Here is a 25045-nt window from a genome sequence, read left to right as displayed (position 1 = left end):
CGGGCGACAAACGAGAGGCAAAGACAATGATCAATTCGCGTCCGGCGGCGAAGACCGCCAACGTATCCGATGACCGCCGCGAGGCGATCCGTTCGCTGTACATGGAATCGCTGCAGCTGGTCGAGCGGCTGCATCGCCGTCTGCTTGATGTGATCAAGGACGAATTCGACCGCAACGGCCGCTCCGACATCAACGCCATCCAGGCGCTGCTCCTGTTCAACATCGGCAATTCGGAACTGACAGCCGGCGAACTGCGCTCGCGCGGCTATTATCTCGGCTCGAATGTCTCCTACAATCTGAAGAAGCTGGTCGATCTCGGCTTCATCAACCACCAGCGCTCGCGCATCGACCGCCGTTCGGTGCGGGTCTCGCTGACGCCGAAGGGCAATGAGGTGGCGGAAGTCGTCGCCGGCCTCTACGAGCGCCATGTCGGTTCGATCGAGCAGGTTGGCGGCATCAACACCGAAGAGTTCAAGCAGATGAACCGCGCCCTGCAGCGGCTGGATCGGTTCTGGAACGATACCATCGCCTATCGGATGTAGTCGCATCCGCCACAGCAAGATCTGAAGCTGGACCACGGAAGCGCTGCCGCGGAGCAGACCAAAGGCCGGTGCCGAAAAGCACCGGTCTTTCCGTTTCGTCAGGCCGGCCGCTCCAAATTCGAGCAACAGCCACGTTGCCGCCATATTCCAATGGAACCGAAGATGCGGGTGATGCCGGGGCCAAAGCCGTGCATTTGTCCTGTGCTCAAATCACTTCCCATGTGGTTTTACACCGAAGTGATGCGGGCCATGGTTGGCTAATTGTTAAGAAGCCAACTCTAGAGTGCGGGCGAGAGCGCCCGGTGGGTTGAATTGTAGCAGGAATGTCTGGAACGTCCATGAGAACCAGCCGCCGTTTCTTCCTTTCAGGAGCCTCCGCGCTCGCAGCCGCAATGGTCGCCGGCCGCGCCAGTGCGCAGGATGTGATCGGGGATATCCTGAAATCCTCGGCCCGCGGCAATTGGGACGACCAGTTCGACGCGCGCCCCAGCCAGGGCGGCAAGGTGGCCTCGACGCTGCCGATCTTCAGCCTGCAGACCGTTTCGTTTACCGAGCAGGCGGTCGCGCAATACCAGAACATCGTTGCCCAGGGCGGCTGGGAGCCGGTTCCCGACACCAAGAAATTGCAGCTCGGCGTCGATGATCCCGACGTGGTCCCGCTGCGCAAGCGCCTGATGATTGCGGGCGATCTGGCGCAGAGCGCCGGCATTTCGACAGCCTTCGATTCCTATGTCGACTCGGCGGTCAAGCGCTTTCAGGCGCGTCACGGCCTACCTGCCGACGGGACGCTGGGCCAATATTCCTATGCGGCGATGAATGTTTCGGCGCCAATTCGTCTCGGCCAGTTGCAGACCAATCTGCAGCGGCTGCGCGAGCGCGCCGGCACGCTGGGCAACCGTTACGTGCTGGTTGACATTCCAGGCGCCCAGATCGAGGCGGTCGAGAACGATCGCGTCGTGCTGCGCCATACCGCGATCGTCGGCAAGATCGACCGCCAGACGCCGATCGTCAATTCCAAGATCAACGAGATCATCGTCAATCCCTACTGGAACGCGCCGGTCTCAATCGTGCGCAAGGACATCATTCCGCTGATGCGGAAGGACCCCAACTATCTCAAGGACAGCCATATCCGCCTGTTCGCGCCGGATGGCAGCGAGGTTGATCCGCTGACCGTCGACTGGTCGACCGACGATGCCGAAAAGTACCGCTTCCGCCAGGATCCGGGTGCTGGCAACGCGATGGCCTCGGTCAAGATCAATTTCCCTAGCCCGGACGGCGTCTACATGCACGACACGCCGCAGCAGAGCCTGTTCGGCAAGATGATGCGCTTCGATTCCTCGGGCTGCGTGCGCGTCCAGAACGTGCGCGATCTCGTCACCTGGATTCTTCGCGATACACCGGGCTGGAACCGCCAGCACTTCGAGGCGGCGATCAAGAGCGGCGAGAACGTCCCGGTGCAGGTCGCCAATCCAGTGGCGGTCTATTTCCTCTATATCTCGGCCTGGTCGACGGGGCCGGGCGTGGTGCAGTTCCGCGACGACATTTACGGCCTCGACGGGGCCAACGAGCTGCAGATCACATCCGCGCTCTAAGCAGCTGAGTTCATTTGCAAAAGGCTGCCGGAAGGGCGGCCTTTTTTATTGTCGTCGGCGCGCTCTGAGCTTTGCGCATGATTCCGAAAATCGGTTTTCGCCACGGATCATATTCAAACCATGCGGGGCTGTTCAGGAGATCACGCGAAGCCCTGCTGCCGGCCGGCAGGCGAAGAAATAATGTGCTTTCAGGGGGGCTGCCGCAATCCGGCCAGCAAATTTCGCGCTGCAAACGTGGCGGGCCGAAAGCAACTGTGTTAATGGCGCGACAGACCCCGAACCTTGAGGATTTCAGCCCATGGCAACAGCAGCGGCAGTGTCGAACAAATTCGAATCCTTCTTCGAAACCACGCTTGCCGATGCCGACCCCGAGATTTTCGGCGCCATCCGCAACGAGCTCGGCCGCCAGCGCCACGAGATCGAGCTGATTGCCTCGGAAAACATCGTCTCGCGCGCCGTGCTCGAGGCGCAAGGGTCGATCATGACCAACAAATATGCCGAGGGCTATCCGGGCAAGCGCTACTATGGCGGCTGCCAATTTGTCGATGTCGCCGAGGAACTGGCCATTGAACGCGCGAAAAAGCTGTTCGGCTGCAACTTCGCCAACGTCCAGCCGAATTCCGGCAGCCAGATGAACCAGGCGGTGTTCCTGGCGTTGCTGCAGCCCGGCGACACCTTCATGGGACTCGACCTCAATTCCGGCGGGCACCTGACGCATGGCTCGCCGGTCAATATGAGCGGCAAATGGTTCAAGGTTGTCTCCTATGGCGTGCGCAGGGAAGATCATCTGCTCGACATGGACGCGATCGAGAAGACCGCCCATGAGACCAGGCCGAAGCTGATCCTGGCTGGCGGCACCGCCTATTCACGCGTCTGGGACTGGAAGCGTTTTCGCGAGATCGCCGATTCGATCGGCGCCTATCTGATGGTCGACATGGCCCACATCGCCGGCCTGGTCGCCGGCGGCATGCATCCTTCGCCGCTGCCGCATGCCCATGTGGTCACCACCACGACGCACAAATCGCTGCGCGGGCCGCGCGGCGGCATGATCCTTTGCAATGACGAGGATATTGCCAAAAAGATGAATTCGGCCGTCTTCCCCGGCCTGCAGGGCGGTCCGCTGATGCATGTCATCGCCGCCAAGGCGGTGGCCCTGGGCGAGGCGCTGAAGCCGAGCTTCAAGATCTATGCGGAGAGCGTCGTCGCCAATGCCAAGGCGCTGGCCTCCAGTCTGCAGGAAACCGGTCTCGACATCGTCTCCGGCGGCACCGACAACCACCTGATGCTGGTCGACTTGCGCCCCAAGAACGCCACCGGCAAGCGCGCCGAGGCTGCCCTTGGCCGCGCCAACATCACCTGCAACAAGAACGGCATCCCCTTCGACCCGGAAAAGCCTTTCGTGACCTCGGGCGTTCGGCTCGGCACGCCGGCCGGTACCACGCGCGGCTTCGGCCAGGCCGAGTTCCGCGAGATCGGCAAGCTGATCGCCGAAGTGCTGGATGGACTGAAGGTCGCCAATTCCGACGAGGGCAATGCGGCCGTCGAGGCAACCGTGAAGGCCAAGGTGGCGGCATTGACGGATCGTTTTCCGCTTTACCCGTATCTTGGTTGACGCAGGGCGTCGTTCCCCCAACTGTGACGGCGCCGATCAACTGGGCACGGCTTCATCTCGGAGACGCTTGATGATGATGCGAATTTTCCGTTTCGCCAGTGTTGGCGCTGCCTTGCTCACCTTAGCCACCTCGCAGCTACTCGGCGCGGCCTTTGCGCAGACCGAGCCGGCGCCGGCAGCACCCAAGACAGAGACCTTCGGCAGGTGGTCCACCACGGTGGACGAGGTCAACACCGGCGAGGATGAGCGCAAGACCTGCGCCGCCTCGACGGTCTTTTTCGACGCCAACGGGACCAGTGGCACCCTCACGCTGGCCATCTCGAATGGCGACGTACTGCCGCCAGGGGGCTATCCGAGCCTCATCATCGCCGTGAAAAACAGTGAGTTGCCCAAAGGCGACAACATCCCGGCGGTGTTCCGCGACGTCAACGACAAGATCAAGGCTGGTTTTCATCTTATCGCCGACGGCCAGTGGATAATGAACAACAAGCCCGAGACCACGCTCGCCATACTGCGTGCCATGCGCCGTACCAGCGCCCTTGATGTCAGCTTCGCCGACAAGCCGGTCGCGACCATATCGATGGACGGCTTCACCAAGGCCTATCGCTATCTCGGCACGTCCTGCGGCTTCCCGACCGGCGACGTCGCTCCCTGATTGGCGTATTGCCGTCCAACTGATTGCCGCTCTCGCAATTTTGCTCGTGCCTCGCTATCTCTGAGGCGCGATCGGTCATCGGCCATACTTTGCCATCGTGGCAAAAACCTCTAAGCCTTTCGCTCTACGAGAAACGCGAACCGAAGGCTCTCCATGCGCTGTCCCTACTGTCAGTCCGAAGATACGCAGGTGAAGGATTCGCGCCCCGCCGAAGACGGTGCAGCGATCCGCAGGCGGCGCGTCTGCCCGGATTGCGGCGGCCGCTTCACCACTTTCGAGCGCGTCCAATTGCGCGATCTCGTCGTGGTGAAGAAGTCTGGACGCAAGGTGCCGTTCGACCGCGACAAGCTGCTGCGCTCGGTCGAGATTGCGGTACGCAAGCGCAACGTCGACCCGGAACGTATCGACCGGGCGGTGACCGGCATCGTGCGCCAGCTCGAAAGCTCGGGCGAGACCGAAGTGGCTTCTGGCGAAGTCGGCCGGCTGGTCATGGAGGCGCTTAAGTCGCTCGATGATGTCGCCTATGTGCGCTTTGCCTCCGTCTACCGCAATTTCCGCGAGGCCAAGGATTTCCACGACGTGTTGGGTGAGCTCAAGGGCGACGAGCTCAAAACCGACGAGTCCAGAGGCGAAGAGCTGAAGAGCGAAGAGGACGCCAGCTGAGCATGGCAGGGTCCGAACGCAGCACGGCCGAGCAAGAGGTCCTCGATCGCCGCTATATGGCGGCGGCCCTCAGGCTGTCGCGCAAGAATGCCGGCCGGACCTCGACCAATCCTTCAGTCGGCACGCTGATCGTACGCGATGACGGCGACGGGCCGATGATCATCGGCAGCGGCGTCACCGCCGTCGGCGGCCGGCCGCATGCCGAGACCGAGGCGCTGGCCGAGGCCGGCGAACTGGCGCGCGGCGCCACCGCCTATGTAACGCTGGAGCCCTGCGCCCATCACGGCCGCACGCCGCCTTGCGCCAATGCGCTGGTCAGTGCCGGTGTGGCGCGGGTGGTCGGCGCTGCCAGCGATCCGGACCCGCGTGTTTCCGGCAAGGGCTACACAATCTTGCGTGCCGCTGGCGTCGAGGTGGTGGAAAAAGTGCTGGCGGCCGAAGCCGCGGAGCAGATGGCCGGCTATTTGATTCGATCTCTGAAAAAACGCCCGGAAGTGATCTTGAAACTTGCGCTTTCGAGCGACAACAAGATTGGCGTGAAAGGCGAGAGACAGGTCTCCATCACCGGCGATATCGCCCGGCGCGAAGTCTATCTGATGCGCGCCGAAGCCGATGGCATATTGATCGGCATCGGCACGGCACTGGAAGACGATCCGGCGCTGACGGTTAGGCTTCCGGGACTGGAGAGCCGTTCGCCGGCACGCATCGTGCTCGACCGTCAGATCAGGCTACCCGAGACTTCGAAACTGGTCGCCGGCGTCGACCGCGTGCCGCTCTATATCGCTGCCTGCGCCGAGGCCGATCCGCACCGGCGCGCCGCGCTCGAACGCGCCGGCGTTCGCTTCATCGGCACTGAGACCTATGAAGGCGATATTGCGCTGCCGGAACTGCTCGAGGATTTGGCGGCGCTCGGCATGGCCAGCGTCCTGGTCGAGGGCGGCGCCAGGGTGGCCAAGGCGTTCCTCGACGAACAACTGGTCGATCGTATCGTGCTGTTTCAGGGGCCGGACGCGATCGGCGAGGGCGGCATTGCATCGCCGATCGATGCCAGCAATATCCCGCCGGGATTTCGCAAATTGCGCAACATGCGTTTCGGCGAAGATACATATGCGGAATGGATAAGAGACATCTAGGACCGAACTGATGTTCACGGGACCAAACTAATGTTCACTGGAATCGTCACCGATGTCGGCACCGTCGCTGCCGTGAAGCCGCTCAGGGAAGGCGTTGGTTTGCGTATCGACACCGCCTACGATCCGCAGACCATTGCCATCGGCGCCTCGATTTCCTGCGGCGGCGTCTGCCTGACGGTAACGGGATTGCCGGAAGATGGCGCCAACGTACGCTGGTTCGAGGTCGAGGCCTGGGAAGAGGCGCTCAGGCTGACGACCGCGATGGGCTGGAAATCCGGCACGCGGATCAACCTGGAGCGGGCGCTGAAGATCGGCGACGAGCTTGGCGGCCATATCGTGTCAGGCCATGTCGACGGCATGGCCGAGATCGTAGCCCGCAAGGAAGAGGGTGACGCCGTGCGCTTTACCCTGGAAGCACCGCGCGAGCTTGCCAAATTCATCGCCCCCAAGGGTTCCGTCGCACTCGACGGCACTTCGCTCACCATCAACAAGGTGGAAGGCACCCGCTTTGACGTGCTGTTGATCCACCACTCGCTGACGGTCACCACCTGGGGCGAACGCCAGGTCGGGGACTGGGTCAATCTCGAGATCGACACCATGGCCCGCTACGCGGCGCGACTGGTGGAGGCGGCTAAAGAGGGGCTTTGAGGCGCTCGTCCATAAAGCCCATTCCCTGATACGACCGCCGCCGAGTTGGCCTTGTAAGTTCCTTCGGCAATCTTCCGCTTGCGATCAAACCGGCTTCGGCCTAAGTCACCGGCGATCCCCGGAGACATCTATGGCAGGCACATCCCAACACGGCAAAGCGTTCATCCGTCCGAAGAAGAAGGCCCACCTTCTTGTCATCGAGGCGCGCTTTCACGACGACCTTGCCGACGCGCTGCTCGAAGGCGCGACCAGCGCGCTCGACGAAGCGGGCGCGACATACGATGTCGTCACCGTTCCGGGCTCGCTCGAAATCCCGGCGGTGATTTCCTTCGCGCTCGATGGCGCCTCCGAAGGCGGGACGAACTATGACGGTTTCGTCGCCCTCGGCACGGTGATCCGCGGCGACACCTATCATTTCGAGATCGTCGCCAACGAATCCAGCCGTGCCCTGATGGACCTGTCCGTGCAGGATGCGGTCTGCATCGGCAACGGCGTCCTGACCACCGAAAACGACGAACAGGCCTGGACACGGGCCAGGCGTTCGGAAGGCGACAAGGGCGGCTTCGCGGCGCGTGCGGCGCTGACCATGATCGCTCTAAAGGAACAACTGGGAGAGCGAACGTGAGCGAACCCGCTTCGCCCGGCCAGCCTGCGGTTCGCCACGCCAACAAGCGCGGTGCTGCCCGTCTGGCCGCTGTGCAGGCGCTCTACCAGATGGACGTCGCCGGCAGCGGTGTGTTTGAGATCACCGCCGAATACGAGGCGTTCAGGCTCGGCAAGGAAGTCGACGGCGCGCTCTATCGCGAAGCCGATGCGCAATGGTTCCGCGCCATTCTTGCCGGCGTTGTCGAGCACCAGAAGACCATCGATCCAGTCATCCGACAGGCGCTGACCGAGGACTGGCCTCTGTCGAGGCTCGATTCCACATTGCGCGCCATATTGCGCGCCGGCGTCTACGAGCTGATGCAGCGCGAGGACGTGCCGGTGGCGGTCATCGTTTCCGAATATGTCGACATCGCCAAGGCATTTTACGAGGAAGACGAGCCGAAACTGGTCAATGCGGTGCTTGATCGCGTGTCGCGCCGGGTGCGCGGTGAGGGCCGCGGCAAGGACGCCCTATGACTGCCGTCGTCGCCGCTGAGGCGGGCAGGGAAGCGCGTCGCACCGCCTTCATCCTTGCAGCCTCGCAGGCGATCATCGGCTCGGCCGCACCCATCGCCATTTCCATGGGCGGATTGGCCGGGCAGTACCTGCTCGATGCTGACAAGTCGCTGGCAACCGCGCCGATCACCGGTTTCAATGTCGGCGTGGCGCTCGGTTCCCTGCCGGCCGCGGCCATCATCCGCCGGCTCGGCCAGCGCGACGGTTTCATGACCGGCACGGCGGTGACAGCACTTGGCGGCCTGGTCGCCACGTTGGCGTTGTTTCATGCCAGCTTCTGGCTGTTCGCTTTCGGCTTGGCCGTGATCGGGATCGGCGGCGCCTTCGTCCAGCAGTTCCGCTTTGCCGCCGCCGACAATGCGCCGCCTGAATTCAAGGCGCGTGCCATCTCCTTCGTGCTGGCCGGCGGCATCGTCACCGCCATACTCGGGCCGCAGATCGTCATCTTCACCGGCGATCTGTTCTCGCCGGTGAAGTTTGCCGGCTCGTTTGCCTCCATCCTGGTGCTGGCGGGGGTTGGCGCCGCCATTCTCTCTTTGTTGCGCATCCCAGCGAAGGCAACCGAGAAGGTGGAAATTGCCGACAGCGACGCCCGGCCGCTCTCAGAAATCGTCACCAGGCCACGCTTCATCGCGGCGTTGTTTTGCGCCATCGGCAGCTACGCACTGATGAGCTTCGTGATGACCGGCGCGCCGCTGGCCATGGTCGGCTGCGGCCTTTCGACCGACGACGCCACGCTCGGCATTTCCTGGCACGTCATGGCGATGTTCGCGCCGAGCTTCTTCACGGGGTCGCTGATCCATCGTTTTGGCGGGGAACGGATCGTGGCCATCGGCCTGGTGCTGCTCATTGGCTGCGGCATAGTCGCGCTGTCGGGGTTGGCACTGTGGCAGTTCTGGACGACGCTGATCCTGCTCGGCCTTGGCTGGAACTTCAGCTTCATCGGTGCCACCGCCATGGTGGCCGACAGCTACCAGCCATCCGAAAAAGGCAAGGTCCAGGGGTTCCACGATTTCGTCCTGTTCGGCTCCGTCGCCTTCGCCTCGCTGATGTCGGGCGCGGTCTACAATGCCTGGGGCTGGGAGATGCTGAACTGGATGATTTTCCCGGTTGTCGCGCTGTGCTTCGTGGCGCTGGGCGTGTTGAAGATGACGGGCTTGCGCGCGGCCAGCTGACGTCACGCTGTCGGGACGAGGCAACAGCGGAGTCACTCGCATCCGAACAAAATTATTGCGTCCATCCCCCTTCTTATGAAACCGTGTACCCCGACGTGACATCGAAGCCATGCTCATATGCGGCAGCCGTATTCCAGTTCACAGCAAGGGATTTGTGAGATGTTTTCAATCAAGGTTCTGGCCGGCGCTGTACTGGCGCTCGGCATCACGGCAGCCTCGGCAAGCGCCCAGGTGGTGGTGTCGTCGAAGATCGACACCGAGGGCGGCGTGCTCGGCAACATCATCCAGCTGGTGCTGAACGCCAACAATATCCAGACCACCGACCGCATCCAGCTCGGCGGCACGCCCGTGGTACGCAAGGCGATTACAGCCGGCGAGATCGACATCTATCCCGAGTACACCGGCAACGCCGCCTTCTTCTTCGAGAAGGCCGACGATCCGGTGTGGAAAGATGCCGCCAAGGCCTACGAGACTGCCAAGAAGCTCGACTACGACGCCAACAAGATCGTCTGGCTATCCCCGTCACCGGCCAACAATACCTGGGCGATCGCTCTGCGTAAGGAGGTCGCCGATAGCAACAAGCTCGTCACCCTCTCCGACTTCGGCAAATACGCCTCGGGCGGCGGCAAGGTGGTGCTGGCGGCCTCCGCCGAGTTCGTCAATTCGGCGGCCGCGCTGCCCGCTTTCCAGAAGACCTATGGCTTCACGCTGAAACCGGACCAGTTGATCACGCTGTCGGGCGGCGATACGGCGGCCACCATTGCCGCTGCGGCCAACCAGACCAACGGCGCCAACGCCGCCATGGTCTACGGCACCGACGGCGGCATCGCGCCTTCCGGCCTCGTCGTGCTTGAAGACGACAAGGGTGTGCAGCCGGTCTACCAGCCGGCGCCGATCATCCGCGAGGCGGTGCTGAAGGAGCATCCCGAAATCGAGACGCTGCTGAAGCCGGTCTTCGCCAAGCTCGATCTCGTCACGCTGCAGGAGTTGAACGGCCGCGTGCAGGTTGGCGGCGAACCGGTCAAGGGCGTCGCCGAGGACTTTTTGAAGAAGAACGGCTTCCTGAAGTAAGGCGATTCCGACGCGCCGCTTTCGAGGTGCGCCGGATCGGCCGATGGGGGAGGGCGTGCGCATCAGGTTCGACAAGCTCGGCGTGGTCATCGCGGCGATATCGGCCTATGCGGCTTTTGCGGCGCCATTCGCCACCTTCCGCGCCAATCGCATCGTACCTGGCGAGGCTCGCTCGATCCTCGAATCTTTGCCTGCGGCGGTCGGTCCGCTATTGATGGCGATTGTTGTCGCAGCGGCGCTCATTGCGCTGCTGAAAACGCCGCTTGCCCTGCGCCTCGCCGCCAGCGTGGTTGCACTTGCGGCGCTGGCGCTGCTAATCGGCGTTGCCGGCAGCTTCCTGACGCCCGCCGGCAACACCTTCGCCCGTATCTCGCCGGCTTCCGGCTTCTGGCTGCTTATCTTCGCCTTCACGCTTCTGCTCGCCGACGTGCTTACAAGGCTGAACCTGTCGCCGCAGGCACGGGTCGGCGTGCTTGTTGTCGCCGCAGCGGCGATCGGCCTGCTGCTGGTCTCGGGGAGCTGGAACAGCCTGTCGATCCTCAAGGAATATTTCAATCGCGCCGATAGTTTTTGGGCGGAAGGCTCCAAGCACGTGACGTTGGCGCTGGGTTCACTGGCGGCAGCAGTGATTATCGGCCTGCCGCTTGGCATCCTCTGCCACCGCGTTGAGAAATTGCGGGCCGGTGTGCTCAACGTACTGAACGTCATCCAGACCATTCCTTCGATCGCTCTGTTCGGCCTCTTGATCGCACCGCTCGGCTGGGTTGCTTCGCATGTGCCGGGAGCTGCCGCGCTCGGTATTCGCGGCATCGGCACAGCGCCGGCTTTCGTCGCCCTGTTCCTCTATTCGCTGCTGCCGGTGGTGGCCAACACCGTGGTCGGCCTTGCCGGTGTGCCGCGTGCCGCCAACGACGCAGCGCGCGGCATGGGCATGACCGACCGCCAGCGGCTGTTGGACGTCGAGTTTCCGCTGGCCTTCCCGGTGATCCTCACCGGCATCCGCATCGTGCTGGTGCAGAATATCGGCCTCGCCACCATTGCCGCGTTGATCGGCGGCGGCGGCTTTGGCGTATTCGTATTCCAGGGGGTCGGCCAGACGGCGATGGATCTGGTGCTGCTCGGCGCCGTGCCGACGGTGGCGCTGGCCTTCGCCGCCGCCATCATCCTCGATGCAGTCATCGAAATGAGCGCCAGCAAGCGCAGGGTTGAAACGGCATGATCGAGATCGAAGGCATCACCAAGCGCTACGGCGAGACGACAGTGGTCGACGACGTGTCGATAGTGATCGAGCCGCGCAGCATCGCCGTCATCGTCGGCACCTCCGGCTCCGGCAAGACGACGCTGCTTCGCATGATCAACCGGCTGGTCGAGCCGACGTCGGGCGTGATCAAGCTCGACGGCGTAGACAACCGCTCGGTGCCGGATTACGAACTGCGTCGCAGCATCGGCTATGCCATCCAGGGCCACGGCCTGTTTCCGCATCGCACGGTGGCGCAGAACATCGCCACTGTGCCGGTATTGCTTGGCTGGGATGCCAACCGCATCAAGGCTCGAGTCGACGAGCTTATGAGGCTCTACCAACTCGACCCCGAAGCCTACGGGCCACGCTATCCGCATGAGCTTTCTGGCGGCCAGCAGCAGCGCGTCGGCGTCGCCCGCGCGCTTGCCGCGGAACCCAGCGTGCTGTTGATGGACGAGCCGTTCGGCGCGCTCGATCCGATCATCCGCACCAAGGCGCAGGAGGATCTGCTGGCGATCCAGAAGCGCTTCGGCACCACCATCATCCTTGTCACCCATGACATGGAGGAGGCCGTTCACATGGGCGACAAGATCGCTGTGATGGATGGCGGCAAAGTGGTGCAATATGCCGGGCCGGCCGAGATACTGGCAAAACCGGCCAGTGCGTTTGTCGAAACCCTGGTAGGTGCCAGCGAAAAACCGTTTCGACTGTTGTCGCTTGGCCGGGTCCGCGACGCGGTGGAAAAAGGCACCGCCGAAGGTGAGGCGATCCCCGGTGATGCCAGCCAGCGCGACGCGCTCGCCGAACTCCTGTGGTCGGGCCGCCCGGCGCTGCCGGTGAAAGATACCGAAGGCAAGCCGCTTGGCCGCGTTACGGTGGACGGGCTGGTTAAGCGCGCGGCGAGGCCGGCATGAAGGTTTGGCTTCCCTCGCTGCTCAGGCTTGCCCTGGTGGTGGTGCTTATTGCCTTCGTCACCAATCCCGGCTGGTTCGAACCGCTGCTGAAGCCGCTGACAGAGAACAATGCGCCGGTAATCTATAATCAGGGCAGCCTTTTGACGTTGACGCTGCTGCATCTGCGGACCGTCCTGATCGCAACGGTTGCCGCGACGATCGTTGCGGTCGCGCTCGCCATTCTGGTCACCAGGCCAGCCGGCGCCGAATTCCTGCCGCTGTCGCGCAGTCTGGTCAATATAGGCCAGACCTTTCCGCCGGTGGCGGTACTGGCGCTTGCCGTGCCGGCGGTCGGCTTCGGCGAAAAGCCGACGCTGATTGCGCTGTTTCTCTATGGCTTGCTGCCGATCTTCGAGAACGCGCTGACCGGCCTGACGACGCTGCCGGCCAACGTCGTCGAGGCGGCGCGTGGCGCAGGCATGACTGGCTGGCAAAGGCTGGTCAAGGTCGAGCTGCCGCTCAGCGCGCCGATCATTCTCGGCGGTATCCGGCTGTCGGTGGTGATCAGCCTCGCCACCGCAACCATCGGCTCGACGGTGGCGGCGAGGACATTGGGCGAGGTGATCATCGCCGGCCTGCTGTCGAACAACCTCGCCTTCATCCTGCAGGGCGGCCTGATCGTCGCCGCCCTTGCCGTGCTGATCTATGACGGGCTGTCGGCGATCGAGCGCTATACGGCTCGGCGCATGGGGCGCGAGGCCGAGTAGCGTCTCGGGGCGAAGTTCGCTTCTTTCAGCGGCCACTCGAACGCGCCGGATGATCGAGCGTCAGTTCGAGCGCGGTGCCCGTCTCGCCGGCGATCCAGCGGCGGCGGATGATGGCGAAATCGTGCTGTGTGTCGGCTCTAATCACAGAGACCAAGTCGCCCACCGCGCAATCGCTGTCGAGATCGAGGGCTTCGACAGTCTCGGCAATGTCTTGCTTGCCGACATAGTGTCTCGCAATGGCTGTGAGCACGATGATCACTGGCCCACCCGTTGCGCGATCTTCGGGACTCGGCGATTGATGAGTGCGATGCCCCGATCTTTCAGCAGGAGTTCTTGCCATGACCGCGCGTTTCTCCAAGATCGTCATGTGTCTGTGTCTGGCGGCTTTCGCCTTCCTCGTCGCCTTCGGCAACATCACCGATTACGGCTCAAACTTCGCCTTTGTCCAGCATGTGCTGAGCATGGACACGACCTTTCCCGGCAACGCACTGATGTACCGCTCGATCACCAACCCGTCGCTGTGGACGGCTGGCTACTGGCTGATCATCATTGGCGAGGCGCTGACCTGTCTGCTCTACCTGATCGCCGCCTGGCAACTCTGGCAGGCGCGCAACGCCAGCGGACAGGCTTTCAACGACGCCAAGAAGTTCGCCATCATTGCCGCCACCATGGGTTTCCTCGTTTGGTATTTCGGCTTCATGGTCGTTGGCGGCGAGTGGTTCGCCATGTGGCAGTCTTCGACATGGAATGGTCAGGAAGCGGCGTTCAAATTCTACATGACCATGCTGGTGGTGCTGGTCTTCGTCATCCAGCCGGACGGCGACCCGCGCAAAGCCTGACGACCGTTCGCCGATTTCGATCGATCTAACCGGGCGGCAGTGTCGACAGGCGCACTGCCGTCCAGCCTTTTGGACGAAACCCGGGATCTTTTGGGCGAAAGCCGGACAGAAACCGAACAATATCTTGACGTTCCGAGCCCTGTTTCGCATAAGCCGCTGCGAAGGGACGGATTCCGGTTGCGGAAAATTCGTCCCTGTCTCAACGGCCCGGGGAGGGGTTCTTTTGGGCCACCAATCGAGGAAAATTCGGCAATGACCATAATTTCAGCTGTCATCGCCTGCGGTCTGCTTTCAGTCCTTTACGCCATCTGGGCGACACGTTCGGTCCTCGCGGCCGATCAGGGCAATGCACGCATGCAGGAAATTTCCGCGGCCATCCGCGAAGGCGCCCAAGCTTATCTGGCGCGCCAGTACACCACCATCGCCATCGTCGGCGTCGTGGTCCTGCTGCTTGCCTGGTGGCTGCTTTCGATCACCGCCGCCATCGGCTTCCTGATCGGCGCCGTTCTATCGGGTGCCGCCGGCTTCATCGGCATGCACGTCTCGGTGCGCGCCAATGTGCGGACCGCGCAGGCAGCTTCCAACAGCCTCGCTGCCGGCCTCGAGATCGCCTTCAAGTCGGGCGCCATCACCGGCATGCTGGTTGCTGGCCTGGCCCTGCTCGGCGTCTCGATCTACTACCTGATCCTGACCCAGTTCATGGGTCTGCAGCCAAACGATCGCGTCGTCATCGACTCGCTTGTTTCGCTCGGCTTCGGCGCCTCGCTGATCTCGATCTTCGCTCGTCTCGGCGGCGGCATCTTTACAAAAGGCGCCGACGTCGGCGGGGATCTCGTCGGCAAGGTTGAAGCCGGCATTCCCGAAGACGATCCACGCAATCCGGCGACCATTGCCGACAATGTCGGCGACAATGTCGGCGATTGCGCCGGCATGGCCGCCGACCTGTTCGAGACCTATGCGGTGACCGTGGTCGCCACCATGGTTCTCGCTGCCATCTTCTTCGGTGGCACCGCCGTTCTCGGCGCGGCCATGCTCTATCCGCTGGCCATCTGTGGCGCCTGCATTCTCACTTCGATCGTCGGCACCTTCTTCGTCAAGCTCGGTTCCAGCGGATCGATCATGGGCGCGCTCTACAAGGGCCTGATCGTCACCGGCCTGCTGTCGATCGTCGGCCTTGCCGTCGCCACCTCGGCATGCATCGGCTGGGGTGAGATCGGCACCGTCGCCGGCATGGCCATCACCGGCACGAACCTGTTCATCTGCGGCCTCGTCGGCCTTGTGGTGACCGGCCTCATCGTGGTGATCACCGAATATTATACCGGCACCAACAAGCGTCCGGTGAACTCCATCGCCCAGGCCTCGGTCACCGGTCACGGCACCAACGTCATCCAGGGCCTCGCGGTCTCGCTGGAAGCGACGGCGTTGCCGGCGATCGTCATCGTTGGCGGCATCATCTCGACGTACCAGCTCGCCGGCCTCTACGGCACGGCGATCGCGGTGACGACGATGCTTGGCCTCGCCGGCATGATCGTCGCGCTCGATGCCTTCGGCCCGGTCACCGACAATGCCGGCGGCATTGCCGAAATGGCCGGCCTGCCCAAGGAAGTGCGCCAGTCAACCGACGCGCTCGACGCTGTCGGCAACACCACCAAGGCGGTAACCAAGGGCTACGCCATCGGCTCGGCCGGCCTCGGCGCGCTGGTGCTGTTTGCGGCCTACTCTAACGACCTGAAGTTCTTTGCCGCCAATGGCGACAAATACCCGTACTTCCAGGGCATGGGCGACGTCTCCTTCGACCTCTCCAATCCTTACGTCGTCGCCGGCCTGATCTTCGGCGGCCTGATCCCGTATCTGTTCGGCGGCATCGCCATGACCGCGGTCGGCCGCGCCGCGGGCGCTATCGTCCAGGAAGTGCGTAAGCAGTTCCGCGAGGATCCGGGCATTATGGCCGGCACCTCGAAGCCGAACTATGCGCGCGCCGTCGACCTTCTGACCAAGGCAGCGATCCGGGAGATGATCGTTCCGTCATTGCTGCCGGTGCTGGCGCCGCTGGTGGTCTATTTCGGCGTCCTCCTGACCTCCGGTTCGAAGGCATCCGCCTTTGCCGCGCTCGGCGCCTCGCTGCTCGGCGTCATCGTCAACGGCCTGTTCGTTGCCATCTCGATGACCTCCGGCGGCGGTGCCTGGGACAACGCCAAGAAGTCGTTCGAAGACGGTTTCGTCGACAAGGACGGCCTCAAGCACCTCAAGGGCTCCGAAGCGCACAAGGCCTCGGTGACCGGCGACACGGTCGGTGATCCCTACAAGGATACTGCCGGCCCGGCGGTCAACCCGGCGATCAAGATCACCAATATCGTCGCGCTGCTGTTGCTGGCCGTGCTCGCGCACGGCTAAGCTCAGCCGCTACGACTCAAGACAAAACCCGCGGGATCGCTCCCGCGGGTTTTTCATTGCCTGAGATGTGCCGCTTACGGGGAAGCGAAAGGAACGAAAGCCGATACCGCCGGGGTGGATCAGGTGCCGCCGAGCGTGCTGCCGCCGCTGGCGCCGGGAACACCAGGCGCCAGCTTGCTGGCGCCACTGATGATCTGGCTGAGGAAGTTCTGGTCCTTACCGCCGGTCGGCGTGGTGCGCGAGATGAAGTCGAACACCTTGCCGTCCTTCAAGCCGTAGTTGGCGATCTGGGTGACGCGCCCGTCATCGCCAAAATAGACCGCCAGCACATGCTGGTCGACCAGCCGCGGCTTGTCGAAGGCAACATAGCGCTTGCGCGTCTGAGAAATGTAATAAAAGGCCTCGTTATCGAAGGTCGCCTTCGTCGAGGGAGTGCCGAGCGCCAGCAGCACCTGTTCGCGGCTTGAGCCGACCGGCACCAGGTCGATCGACTGCTGGTCGATGACGTAGCCTTGCGTCAGCGTCTCGCTCGGATTGAGATCGCCGATCATCTTGGACGAATTGCAGGCGGAAAGTGCCGCAGCGATCACCAGCAGCGAAACCGCACCGCCGGGCCTGGGCAGGAAAGTCGACTTGAATTTCAGCGCGCGCAACTACAACTCCATAAGCTGGCCGCAACTTGCGCTGGGCCGCAAAACCGGTAAACCAGCTTGCTTGCCGATGCAACAAGGCCACTTCAACAAACGGTCCCGGGAGACCACCCTCTAATGTTCCAGCGCCTCTTTGGCCGCGAACGTCATGCCAACCGCGCTATCACCGAGGCGCTTTACGCACAAATCGTGGCGGCGGCGCGGCAAACGGTGTTTTATTCCGCCTGGAACGTGCCGGACACGCCGCTCGGCCGCTTCGAGATGCTGTCCTTGCACATGTTCCTGTTCCAGCACCGGTTGCGCGGCGAGGGCGGTGCCGCGGCAGAGGTAGCGCAGGTGGTGATCGACGAGTTCTTCATGGATGTCGAACATTCGTTGCGGGAACTTGGCATTGGCGACGTCGGCGTGCCGAAGCGCATGCGGAAACTGGCGAAGATGTTTTATGGCCGTACTGCCGCCTATGATGATGCGCTGCAACGAAATGACCATGATGCGCTTGCCGCCGCCCTTGCCCGCAATGTCCGGCCGGATGCCGGCGCCTGGCCGCAAGCGTCGCAACTGGCACTTTATGCCGCCGATGCATCCAGGCAACTCGCGGAACAGCCGACCGAATCGATCGTTTCCGGCACGGTGGCATTTCCCGTGGCCAACGCTTGAGCGACGGCAGGCCGAATGAAGGTGGCGAAGTGGAGGCGAAGATGAAACATCCTGATACCCACAGCCCAGTGTCATTCCGGGCAAACGTCGCCCGGCTGCCGCAAAAGGGGCTGCCGGTGGTGATCGATGCCGACGCCGGGCAGCGCGCCCTGCTGGCCGCCGAGCACGAGCTGCTTTCGGTCGAAAACTATCGCGTCGAACTCCTGGTCGAGCCCTGGAAGCGCAACGGAGTGAAAGTCAGCGGCCATGTCGAGGCCGATATAACGCAGGCCTGCATCGTCACCCTTGACCCGGTCGAGGCGCATATCGACGAGCCGGTCGAGGCGCTGTTCCTGCCAGAGCAATCCAAGCTCGGGCGGCAAGGTTTCGACGGCGGCGGTGAGATCCTGCTCGACGCCGAAGGCCCGGACAGCCCGGAAACCTTTTCGGGCGATACGATCGACGTCGGGGCGCTTGCCGAGCAGTTCTTTGGCTTGGCGATCGATCCCTATCCGCGCAAGCCCGGTGTGTCGCTGGAAGCAGCCGGCGATGCCGAGCCTGTGGAGAATGAATTCCAGCAGAAGCTCAGATCACTGTTGGGAAAATCCTGATGGCTGACCCAATTTGAGAAAAGTTGGTTGTGCGGCAGCCCAAAACCGTTATTTTCGCCGAACCTTCGCGAGCCCCGTACCTTGGCAAGCCCGCTGGCCAAGCAACCGTGAGATGAACACCGCGTGATCAGGATTTCCATCGATGCCATGGGCGGCGATCACGGGCCAAGCGTGGTCGTCCCGGCGCTCATGACTGTCGCCACCCGCCGTCCGGATATACGCTTCGTCATTTATGGGCGTGAAGAAGTGGTAAGGCCCGAACTCGCCAAATTCCCCAAGCTGGCGGAAGTGAGCGAGTTCATCCATTGCGAGATTGCAGTGCGGATGGACGACAAGCCGAGCCAGGCGCTGCGCCATGGCCGCTGGAAATCATCGATGTGGAAGGCCGTCGAGGCAGTCAAGGCAGGCACTGCCGACGCCTGCATCTCAGCCGGCAATACCGGCGCGCTGATGGCAATGTCGAGATTCTGCCTTCGCACCATGGCGACCATCGATCGCCCGGCAATCGCGGCGCTCTGGCCGACATTGCGCGGCGAAAGCGTGGTGCTGGACGTCGGCGCCACCATCGGCGCGGATGCGCATCAACTGGTTGATTTTGCCATTCTGGGCACCGGCATGGCGCGCTCGGTTTTCGGCATCGAACGGCCGACCGTCGGTCTGCTCAATGTCGGCGTCGAGGAGATCAAGGGTCAGGAGGAGGTCAAGGAGGCGGGCCGTATGCTGCGCGAGGCCAACATGGCCTCGATGAACTACCACGGCTTTGTCGAGGGTGACGACATCGGCAAGGGCAGTGTCGACGTCGTCGTTACCGAAGGATTTGCCGGCAACATCGCGCTGAAGACGGCGGAAGGCACGGTCAGGCAGATCGCCGGCTATCTGCGCGCGGCGATGAACCGGACGCTGATGGCCAGGATCGGCTATATCTTCGCCAAGACCGCCTTCGATCGCCTGCGCGAGAAGATGGATGTCGGCCGCTCCAATGGCGGCGTCTTCCTCGGGTTGAACGGCATCGTGGTGAAAAGCCACGGCGGGGCTGATTCGGATGGCTTTGCGGCGGCGATCGAGCTTGGCTACGACATGGTGCGCAACAATCTGCTTGATCGCATCGAGGCCGATCTCGACCTGTTCCATGCCCGCAATCCGAATGCCCAGACAATCCGGAAATCCGACGTCGTCATCGACGCAAAGGAATAGGAAAGAGCATTGATCAGATCAGTCGTGCGCGGCACGGGCGCCGCGCTGCCCCGCCGCATTATGAAGAATGCCGATTTCGAAGGCATGGTCGAGACGTCGGACGAGTGGATCGTCCAGCGCACCGGCATTCGCCAGCGCCACATTGCGGCCGACGACGAGACGACGGCCTCGCTGGGCGAGGCGGCAGCGCGCGCAGCCCTCGACAGCGCCGGCCTGACGGCTGACGACATCGACCTGATCGTGCTGGCGACCTCGACGCCCAACAACACCTTTCCCGCGACGGCGGTCGAGATCCAGAACCGGCTCGGCATGCACCACGGTTTTGCCTTCGACCTGCAGGCGGTCTGCTCCGGCTTCGTCTATGCTGTGACGACCGCCGACCTCTATATCCGCGGCGGCTTGGCCAGACGGGTGCTGGTGATCGGCTCGGAAACGTTTTCGCGTATTCTCGACTGGAGCGACCGCTCGACCTGTGTCTTGTTCGGCGACGGCGCCGGCGCGATGGTGCTGGAAGCAGGCACGGGGGCAGGCGGCATCGCCGACCGAGGCGTTCTGGCAGCCAGCCTGCGCTCCGACGGCATCCACAAAGACAAGCTTTTCGTCGACGGTGGGCCGTCGACCACAGGAACGGTCGGGCACCTCAGGATGGAAGGCCGCGAAGTGTTCAAGCATGCGGTCGGCATGATCACCGACGTCATCGAGGCGACGTTCGCACAGGCCGGCATCGGCGCCGCCGATCTCGACTGGTTCGTGCCGCATCAAGCCAATAAACGAATTATTGACGCTTCGGCCAAAAAGCTCGGGATAGAGGAGCGGAAGGTGGTGGTGACCGTCGATTTGCACGGTAATACCTCGGCGGCTTCCGTGCCGCTGGCACTGTCCGCGGCCGTCGCCGACGGTCGCATCAAAAAGGGTGACCTGGTGCTGCTCGAGGCGATGGGCGGGGGCTTCACCTGGGGCGCGGTTCTGCTCCGCTGGTAAGTGCCGAACTATCGGGTTCGGGTCCTTGACCTTGACGGATCAATTACTTAGGTTCTGCCGTTGCTTGTATCGATTTATGTTTTTGAGCTGATGGGACGGTTCGTATGGGGGGAAAGACACTTACGCGCGCCGACCTCGCCGAAGCCGTTTACCGCAAGGTTGGGCTGTCACGTACTGAATCGGCCGAGCTTGTCGAGGCGGTGTTGAATGAGATCTGCGAAGCGATCGTTCGCGGCGAGACGGTGAAGCTGTCGTCCTTCGCGACCTTCCATGTCCGCTCCAAGAACGAGCGCATCGGGCGCAATCCAAAGACCGGTGAGGAAGTGCCAATCCTGCCGCGCCGGGTGATGACCTTCAAATCATCGAACGTGCTGAAGAACCGTATCCTGCGCTCCCATCAAAGCAGCAAAGCCAAGGGCAGCAAGTAGACGTCCACTCCCGCTTTGCCGAGAATCATGCTCAAGGCTTCGGTTGAAAAACGAACCCTGCTTTTGCGCCGGGCTTGAATATTGTTTCATAAACCGCTGAAATAAGATGCGATTCGGTAGGCCGGATCGGTATTTGGGTGTGATCCGTTCCGGCGGGACGGGAAGCTGCTCTCCTTGTTAAGCGTGATGTCGCCCGAACCGGTTCCCGCCTTTCGCGATCATGTTCTAGCGTGAGGATTCGCCCATGGACAAGAGCCCCGATGCTTTCCGCACCATCAGCGAAGTCGCGGAGGATCTGGATTTGCCGCAACACGTGCTGCGCTTCTGGGAGACGCGTTTCAACCAGATCAAGCCGATGAAGCGCGGCGGCGGCCGCCGCTACTACCGTCCGCAGGACGTCGAGCTGATCAAGGGTATTCGCCATATGCTCTACGATCAGGGCTATACGATCAAGGGCGTGCAGAAGCTGTTGCGCGAGAACGGCAACCAGTTTCTGATCGCCGTCGGCAGTGGCGACATGGCGGCGGTCGAGGCGATCTCGCAGCGCCGACAGGCTGACACGGTACCGCTGACGCAAGCGGCGCAGCCGCGCGGCCCGGACGACGAAATGCTGGTCGGCCAGCCGAGGGTGAAACCCAGCCGTCGTTTTTTCGGCATAGGCAAGACCGACGAGGAAGGCCCGGTTCCGCCGGACACGTCAAAACTTTCCCGTGACAATCGCGCTTTGCTGCAGGAGGCGCTATTCGACCTCCTGGAATGCAAGCGCCTGCTCGATCAGGTTCGCTAGAGCCCGCCGGGTTGACCGGAACGGTCTTCGGGGTCATGCGTTAGGCTTCCTTCTGCAGATGAAGGAAGTACGTCATGGCATCGCTTCGAGCATCTCCGACACCGATCTGAACAAGCAGGTCGCGGCCTTGACCAGGGAACTGGCCACCTTGAAGAAAGCCGTGTTGAAGCAGGGCGGCGCCTTTTACGAAGACGGGCGCGATACCGCGTCGGATTATTATTCGGATATCACTGAGCGGCTCGGTCACGCCTTGCCGGCAATCAGAAGGCAAGGCCGGGCGATCGAGCAGACCGCCCGAGATCACCCGGCGACAGCGGCCGCTGTCGGGCTGGTTCTGGTCGGGCTCGTCGCCAGTCTGTTCCTCACTGGCCGGCAGCAAAACGCGCCGCGAGCGCGTTCAAGGTCGGCACGTTGAGATAGGCAGACGGCGGTGGTCGGCGGACCGCCGCCATTTTTCGCCGACACGGCAAACCCGGCAAGCGCGCCGCCCTTAATCAAGGACCAGAACGCCTGCTTGCCGGTCGTTCGCCCGAGGGTGTTTTCAGTACTTCTTCGCCACAACCTTCTTGTGGTGGTGGCGGTAGTGGTGGACGCGGTGATGGTAGTGATGGCGGTGATGCTTCTTGACGGTGGTGTGCATCGTCGTTGCATTCGCGCTGCTTGCGCCGATGATCGGCATTGAAAGGGCAAGTGCGATTGCAAGTCCAAGGGCGGAGAGAAGAGGCTTCTTCATGACATCGTTTCCTTTTTGCGCAGGCGGAATTTGAGCGTCACTGATTCAGGTCGGTGACTCGAGCGCTGCAGTTGGGACTATCGCCTTGGAGTTTTTCGGCAGTTTTTCCGGCCTGTAGAATTTTGTTTCCGGACTGTGTCTGCCGACGATCCGGCCAGATGTCGGCTCGCCGGCATCCGCCTTCATTCCGGCGTCGGTTCACGATGCCGTGACGCTATCTTTGATGCTTGGCAAATCACCGGCGAGCGGGCATTCTCCCGATCGTCTCAGGCAACAACATGATTTGATCTAACTCTTTCATCCCACGGAGTTGCCAATGCCCCAAATAGCAAAACGCGAACCTTACTCCGAACTGGCGGCGAGCGCGGTTACGCCTGAACGCAGTGCTGTCCGAACCGCCCGGGAAGCCCGTGGATACAGCATCGAAGAGCTGTCCCTGGCGTGCGGGCTGGCAGCCTATGAGATTGCCGACATTGAAAGCGGCAAGGATGCCGATCCCTCGAAACGTCGGCGTATTGCCTCCGCGCTTCAGTTTCCGGAAAGCGCTCTGTTTGATGAAGCCGTGTTGCCCGCCAAAAGGCGATCCGTGTCGTAGCGGCGTGCCATGCTTTTATTCCACGAGCTCGCCATGGGTCGCCCTGGCGGGCTTCGTTTTTTCGGCCGCGTAGTAGACTTGCCGGCCGCCACGGCGACGCCAGACGGAAATTGCTGGAGATGAGCCTCGAATCCGTTCGCGCCTTCTTCGCCGCCCACGCGCCCGACATTGACGTCATCGTCACGGAGGCAAGCTCGGCGACGGTACCTCTTGCCGCCGAAGCGCATGGCGTAGCGCCGGCGCAGATCGCCAAGACGATCTGCCTGCGCGCCGGCGACCAGACGATGCTGATCGTGGCCGGCGGGGTCTCCAGGCTGGACAACCGCAAGTTCAAGGACCGGTTCGGCGGTAAGGCGCGAATGCTGGACGCCGAGCAGGTGTTCGCCGCGACCGGCCATCCCGTCGGCGGCGTATGTCCGTTCGGCCTGCCGTCACCGCTGCCGGTCTATTGCGACGTCTCGCTGCGCGCCTTTGACGAAGTCGTCCCCGCCGCAGGCGCAACCAACGCCGCCGTGCGGCTCAGCCCGCAACGCATGGCGGAACTCGTTGGCGCCGAATGGGTGGATGTTTGCCAGTAGCCATTTATCTGGGTCGTGGGACCCGCTGAGCGTTACCGCTATTCGGTCTTCTGTGGCTCTTCTTTCTTGATCGTCTGAGCGTCCGTGGCAGTCGACATATCGGCCTTCTCGACGCTCGCTGTCTTCGTCTGCGTGTCAACCGATGCCTGGACCTTGGAATGCGCGGGGCAGTCCGCAGAGGCAGCTGATATGGACATGGTCAGTGCCGCGGCCATTGCGAGGAATGTCTTCATGATCATTCTCCTCTTTCGTTCGATGGGTAAAGTTAGCCCGTCTGGCACCGACCGCAAAATCACATTTGTTCACACGCGCTCTTGCGCACACGGAAGCCTACGCTGGGCCAGTAATTCAAATGGCTGCGCGGATAGCCGCTTGCCGTATCAAAGCCCACCGGCTGCGGCCGGAGGATTCTTGGCGTTAAAGATCTCGCCGCTCAGAGCCAGTCTCAAATCTTCGGCGCTGAGCTGACCACTTTCGAACAAATCCATCACCCTGCGGCCGAGCACGTCTCTGCCTGGATCGCCGTCAGCGAGGCCCAATTCACGGCATCGGGCATCGAGTGCTTTGGTTAACATGGTCAGCTCGGCAGGACAGGCAACTCCTTGAAGCGACATTGCATCTCTCCCGAAAGGGCGAAAGCGCGTGGCATCTTCGAAGCGTCCGCTCGCCCTTGCAACTGCGGACGACGGCGATTCAACTAAAACCAACCTTTTTCGAACTCAACATTCAAACGTACCAAAACGCCGCGCGCTCCAATGGAAGGATCCTGCTACAATACGGTATGGCCGTCCGAATAGCGGTTGTCCTCGCGCTTATTTTCGCCTTTGCCTATGGTTTCGCAAAACTCGCGGAATATTATGGCAGCGTTCGCGACCGGCCCCCTCCGTGTGAAGAATTGCCCTATCCTGATTGTCCTGACCAAAAAGCTCCTCCCCGGGAAGAAACTACGCCTTGAGCGCGCGCCTGTTCAGGCCAGGCCAGCCGTCCGCATTGAATTAGTTCGTTCCAACCGACGGTTGGTGGACGCAATGCAGCTGATGCGCCTAGGGTTCACTACGATCCGCGCGCACCGGGCATGCCCAACCCCCGAGTCACCCCTGCCTGATGCAAGGCGCCTGATCGAGTCCCGCCGTTCTGGCATGTGCGGCGGGACCTTTTTTATTGAACACGGCTCACGGTGAAGGTTACCAAACCATACCTAGCCACTACCGCGCGGTTTCTCGGCGGGCTTTTGGCTAGACTTCAGCATCCCTGCCTCGCGCACGAGTGATGCGTGATCGATTCCTCATGAGATCACGCGCCTGCGTATGCTGCGCTGGCTGCAATGCGGCTATTGTCTGTATAGCCAGTTTGGGGGAAAACTGGCTAAGCCTTTGGATTTTAATGGTCGGAGTGGCCGGATTCGAACCGACGACCCCTTGACCCCCAGTCAAGTGCGCTACCGGGCTGCGCTACACTCCGGACCGG

The 25045-nt window shown here is 62.3% G+C and carries 30 protein-coding genes and 1 tRNA gene; 25 read left to right on the top strand and 6 right to left on the bottom strand.

Features of this window, described 5'->3' with window-relative positions; translation table 11 throughout:
- Positions 1 to 26 precede the first annotated feature (26 nt).
- From ldtR to AC0L2X_RS23450, 14 genes are all read left to right on the top strand, one after another.
- Positions 27 to 542 (top strand): transcriptional regulator LdtR, encoded by a 516-nt coding sequence (gene ldtR, locus AC0L2X_RS23515; RefSeq protein WP_023674486.1) that lies wholly within the window; start codon positions 27 to 29, stop codon positions 540 to 542.
- Positions 543 to 880: 338 nt separating this feature from the next.
- Positions 881 to 2134: a L,D-transpeptidase family protein gene (locus AC0L2X_RS23510; protein ID WP_473556001.1), complete on the top strand. Its 1254-nt coding sequence runs from the start codon at positions 881 to 883 to the stop codon at positions 2132 to 2134.
- A gap of 298 nt (positions 2135 to 2432) precedes the next feature.
- On the top strand, positions 2433 to 3746 hold the full coding sequence (gene glyA, locus AC0L2X_RS23505; protein WP_473556000.1) for a serine hydroxymethyltransferase: 1314 nt from the start codon (positions 2433 to 2435) through the stop codon (positions 3744 to 3746).
- A 70-nt stretch (positions 3747 to 3816) separates the two neighbouring features.
- The gene (locus tag AC0L2X_RS23500; RefSeq protein ID WP_473555997.1) at positions 3817 to 4401 is read left to right on the top strand and encodes a hypothetical protein; all 585 of its coding nucleotides are present in this window, start codon (positions 3817 to 3819) and stop codon (positions 4399 to 4401) included.
- Between the two features lie 153 nt (positions 4402 to 4554).
- The gene (nrdR, locus tag AC0L2X_RS23495) at positions 4555 to 5064 is read left to right on the top strand and encodes a transcriptional regulator NrdR (RefSeq protein ID WP_352491860.1); all 510 of its coding nucleotides are present in this window, start codon (positions 4555 to 4557) and stop codon (positions 5062 to 5064) included.
- A gap of 2 nt (positions 5065 to 5066) precedes the next feature.
- Positions 5067 to 6197, top strand: a complete 1131-nt coding sequence (gene ribD, locus AC0L2X_RS23490; protein ID WP_473555994.1) for a bifunctional diaminohydroxyphosphoribosylaminopyrimidine deaminase/5-amino-6-(5-phosphoribosylamino)uracil reductase RibD — start codon at positions 5067 to 5069, stop codon at positions 6195 to 6197.
- Between the two features lie 30 nt (positions 6198 to 6227).
- Positions 6228 to 6845: a riboflavin synthase gene (locus AC0L2X_RS23485; RefSeq protein ID WP_352491862.1), complete on the top strand. Its 618-nt coding sequence runs from the start codon at positions 6228 to 6230 to the stop codon at positions 6843 to 6845.
- Between the two features lie 130 nt (positions 6846 to 6975).
- Complete coding sequence (gene ribH / locus AC0L2X_RS23480) at positions 6976 to 7470, top strand: 6,7-dimethyl-8-ribityllumazine synthase (RefSeq protein ID WP_352491863.1); 495 nt, start codon at positions 6976 to 6978, stop codon at positions 7468 to 7470.
- Positions 7467 to 7967, top strand: coding sequence for a transcription antitermination factor NusB (nusB, locus tag AC0L2X_RS23475; RefSeq protein WP_352465538.1), 501 nt, complete (start codon positions 7467 to 7469; stop codon positions 7965 to 7967). Before ribH ends, nusB begins: the two co-directional genes overlap by 4 nt.
- Positions 7964 to 9181, top strand: a complete 1218-nt coding sequence (locus AC0L2X_RS23470) for an MFS transporter (protein WP_473600404.1) — start codon at positions 7964 to 7966, stop codon at positions 9179 to 9181. Before nusB ends, AC0L2X_RS23470 begins: the two co-directional genes overlap by 4 nt.
- Positions 9182 to 9340: 159 nt before the next feature.
- Positions 9341 to 10252 carry a glycine betaine ABC transporter substrate-binding protein OsmF gene (gene osmF, locus AC0L2X_RS23465; RefSeq protein WP_473555990.1) on the top strand — a complete coding sequence of 304 codons (912 nt, stop codon included), beginning with the start codon at positions 9341 to 9343 and terminating at the stop codon, positions 10250 to 10252.
- Positions 10253 to 10295: 43 nt separating this feature from the next.
- Positions 10296 to 11471 carry an ABC transporter permease gene (locus tag AC0L2X_RS23460; RefSeq protein ID WP_352491866.1) on the top strand — a complete coding sequence of 392 codons (1176 nt, stop codon included), beginning with the start codon at positions 10296 to 10298 and terminating at the stop codon, positions 11469 to 11471.
- Positions 11468 to 12406: an ABC transporter ATP-binding protein gene (locus AC0L2X_RS23455; RefSeq protein WP_473555987.1), complete on the top strand. Its 939-nt coding sequence runs from the start codon at positions 11468 to 11470 to the stop codon at positions 12404 to 12406. Before AC0L2X_RS23460 ends, AC0L2X_RS23455 begins: the two co-directional genes overlap by 4 nt.
- Positions 12403 to 13152 carry an ABC transporter permease gene (locus AC0L2X_RS23450; protein ID WP_473555985.1) on the top strand — a complete coding sequence of 250 codons (750 nt, stop codon included), beginning with the start codon at positions 12403 to 12405 and terminating at the stop codon, positions 13150 to 13152. Before AC0L2X_RS23455 ends, AC0L2X_RS23450 begins: the two co-directional genes overlap by 4 nt.
- Before the next feature lie 25 nt (positions 13153 to 13177).
- Here the strand turns inward: AC0L2X_RS23450 and AC0L2X_RS23445 are convergent, their stop codons facing one another.
- Positions 13178 to 13411 (bottom strand): hypothetical protein, encoded by a 234-nt coding sequence (locus AC0L2X_RS23445; protein ID WP_352491869.1) that lies wholly within the window; start codon positions 13409 to 13411, stop codon positions 13178 to 13180.
- 79 nt (positions 13412 to 13490) lie between these two features.
- Here AC0L2X_RS23445 and AC0L2X_RS23440 point away from each other — a divergent pair, with 79 nt between their 5' ends.
- Together AC0L2X_RS23440 and AC0L2X_RS23435 are read left to right on the top strand one after the other, a co-directional pair.
- Positions 13491 to 13991: a DUF2165 family protein gene (locus AC0L2X_RS23440; protein ID WP_473555982.1), complete on the top strand. Its 501-nt coding sequence runs from the start codon at positions 13491 to 13493 to the stop codon at positions 13989 to 13991.
- 252 nt (positions 13992 to 14243) lie between these two features.
- The gene (locus AC0L2X_RS23435) at positions 14244 to 16385 is read left to right on the top strand and encodes a sodium-translocating pyrophosphatase (protein WP_473555980.1); all 2142 of its coding nucleotides are present in this window, start codon (positions 14244 to 14246) and stop codon (positions 16383 to 16385) included.
- A gap of 119 nt (positions 16386 to 16504) precedes the next feature.
- Here AC0L2X_RS23435 and AC0L2X_RS23430 read toward each other — a convergent pair whose 3' ends face one another.
- Positions 16505 to 17038: an outer membrane protein assembly factor BamE gene (locus tag AC0L2X_RS23430; RefSeq protein WP_352491872.1), complete on the bottom strand. Its 534-nt coding sequence runs from the start codon at positions 17036 to 17038 to the stop codon at positions 16505 to 16507.
- Positions 17039 to 17152: 114 nt separating this feature from the next.
- Between AC0L2X_RS23430 and AC0L2X_RS23425 the strand changes: the two genes are divergently transcribed.
- The 7 genes from AC0L2X_RS23425 (at position 17153) to AC0L2X_RS23395 (ending at position 22087) form a co-directional block, all read left to right on the top strand.
- Positions 17153 to 17692: a ubiquinol-cytochrome C chaperone family protein gene (locus AC0L2X_RS23425; RefSeq protein ID WP_473555978.1), complete on the top strand. Its 540-nt coding sequence runs from the start codon at positions 17153 to 17155 to the stop codon at positions 17690 to 17692.
- Positions 17693 to 17733: 41 nt separating this feature from the next.
- Positions 17734 to 18282: a YceD family protein gene (locus AC0L2X_RS23420; RefSeq protein WP_352491873.1), complete on the top strand. Its 549-nt coding sequence runs from the start codon at positions 17734 to 17736 to the stop codon at positions 18280 to 18282.
- 123 nt (positions 18283 to 18405) lie between these two features.
- Positions 18406 to 19476, top strand: coding sequence for a phosphate acyltransferase PlsX (gene plsX, locus AC0L2X_RS23415; RefSeq protein WP_352491874.1), 1071 nt, complete (start codon positions 18406 to 18408; stop codon positions 19474 to 19476).
- 9 nt (positions 19477 to 19485) lie between these two features.
- Entirely contained in the window at positions 19486 to 20457 is a 972-nt protein-coding gene (locus AC0L2X_RS23410; RefSeq protein WP_352491875.1) for a beta-ketoacyl-ACP synthase III, read from the top strand.
- A 104-nt stretch (positions 20458 to 20561) separates the two neighbouring features.
- Positions 20562 to 20885 (top strand): integration host factor subunit alpha, encoded by a 324-nt coding sequence (locus tag AC0L2X_RS23405; protein ID WP_352662763.1) that lies wholly within the window; start codon positions 20562 to 20564, stop codon positions 20883 to 20885.
- Positions 20886 to 21129: 244 nt separating this feature from the next.
- The gene (locus AC0L2X_RS23400) at positions 21130 to 21672 is read left to right on the top strand and encodes a MerR family transcriptional regulator (protein ID WP_023674511.1); all 543 of its coding nucleotides are present in this window, start codon (positions 21130 to 21132) and stop codon (positions 21670 to 21672) included.
- Positions 21673 to 21730: 58 nt separating this feature from the next.
- A complete protein-coding gene (locus AC0L2X_RS23395) occupies positions 21731 to 22087 on the top strand; it encodes a hypothetical protein (RefSeq protein ID WP_473600403.1) in 357 nt (118 codons plus the stop codon).
- A gap of 126 nt (positions 22088 to 22213) precedes the next feature.
- Here AC0L2X_RS23395 and AC0L2X_RS23390 read toward each other — a convergent pair whose 3' ends face one another.
- The gene (locus AC0L2X_RS23390; RefSeq protein WP_023674514.1) at positions 22214 to 22405 is read right to left on the bottom strand and encodes a hypothetical protein; all 192 of its coding nucleotides are present in this window, start codon (positions 22403 to 22405) and stop codon (positions 22214 to 22216) included.
- 316 nt (positions 22406 to 22721) lie between these two features.
- On the opposite strand from AC0L2X_RS23390, the gene AC0L2X_RS23385 reads away from it, so the two are divergent.
- Together AC0L2X_RS23385 and AC0L2X_RS23380 are read left to right on the top strand one after the other, a co-directional pair.
- Positions 22722 to 23000, top strand: coding sequence for a helix-turn-helix domain-containing protein (locus AC0L2X_RS23385; protein WP_352566102.1), 279 nt, complete (start codon positions 22722 to 22724; stop codon positions 22998 to 23000).
- 119 nt (positions 23001 to 23119) lie between these two features.
- Entirely contained in the window at positions 23120 to 23578 is a 459-nt protein-coding gene (locus AC0L2X_RS23380; protein WP_292658621.1) for a YbaK/EbsC family protein, read from the top strand.
- A gap of 38 nt (positions 23579 to 23616) precedes the next feature.
- Here AC0L2X_RS23380 and AC0L2X_RS23375 read toward each other — a convergent pair whose 3' ends face one another.
- The 3 genes from AC0L2X_RS23375 to AC0L2X_RS23365 form a co-directional block, all read right to left on the bottom strand.
- Positions 23617 to 23811: a hypothetical protein gene (locus tag AC0L2X_RS23375; RefSeq protein WP_473555973.1), complete on the bottom strand. Its 195-nt coding sequence runs from the start codon at positions 23809 to 23811 to the stop codon at positions 23617 to 23619.
- Positions 23812 to 23958: 147 nt separating this feature from the next.
- Positions 23959 to 24192: a hypothetical protein gene (locus tag AC0L2X_RS23370; RefSeq protein ID WP_473555970.1), complete on the bottom strand. Its 234-nt coding sequence runs from the start codon at positions 24190 to 24192 to the stop codon at positions 23959 to 23961.
- A 770-nt stretch (positions 24193 to 24962) separates the two neighbouring features.
- Positions 24963 to 25039: transfer RNA gene (locus AC0L2X_RS23365), tRNA-Pro, on the bottom strand.
- Positions 25040 to 25045: the final 6 nt, after the last annotated feature.

Source organism: Mesorhizobium sp. WSM4828 (genome assembly GCF_055811175.1).
The sequence above is the reverse complement of the archived record's forward strand: the minus strand, read 5'-3'. Positions and strand labels throughout refer to the sequence as shown.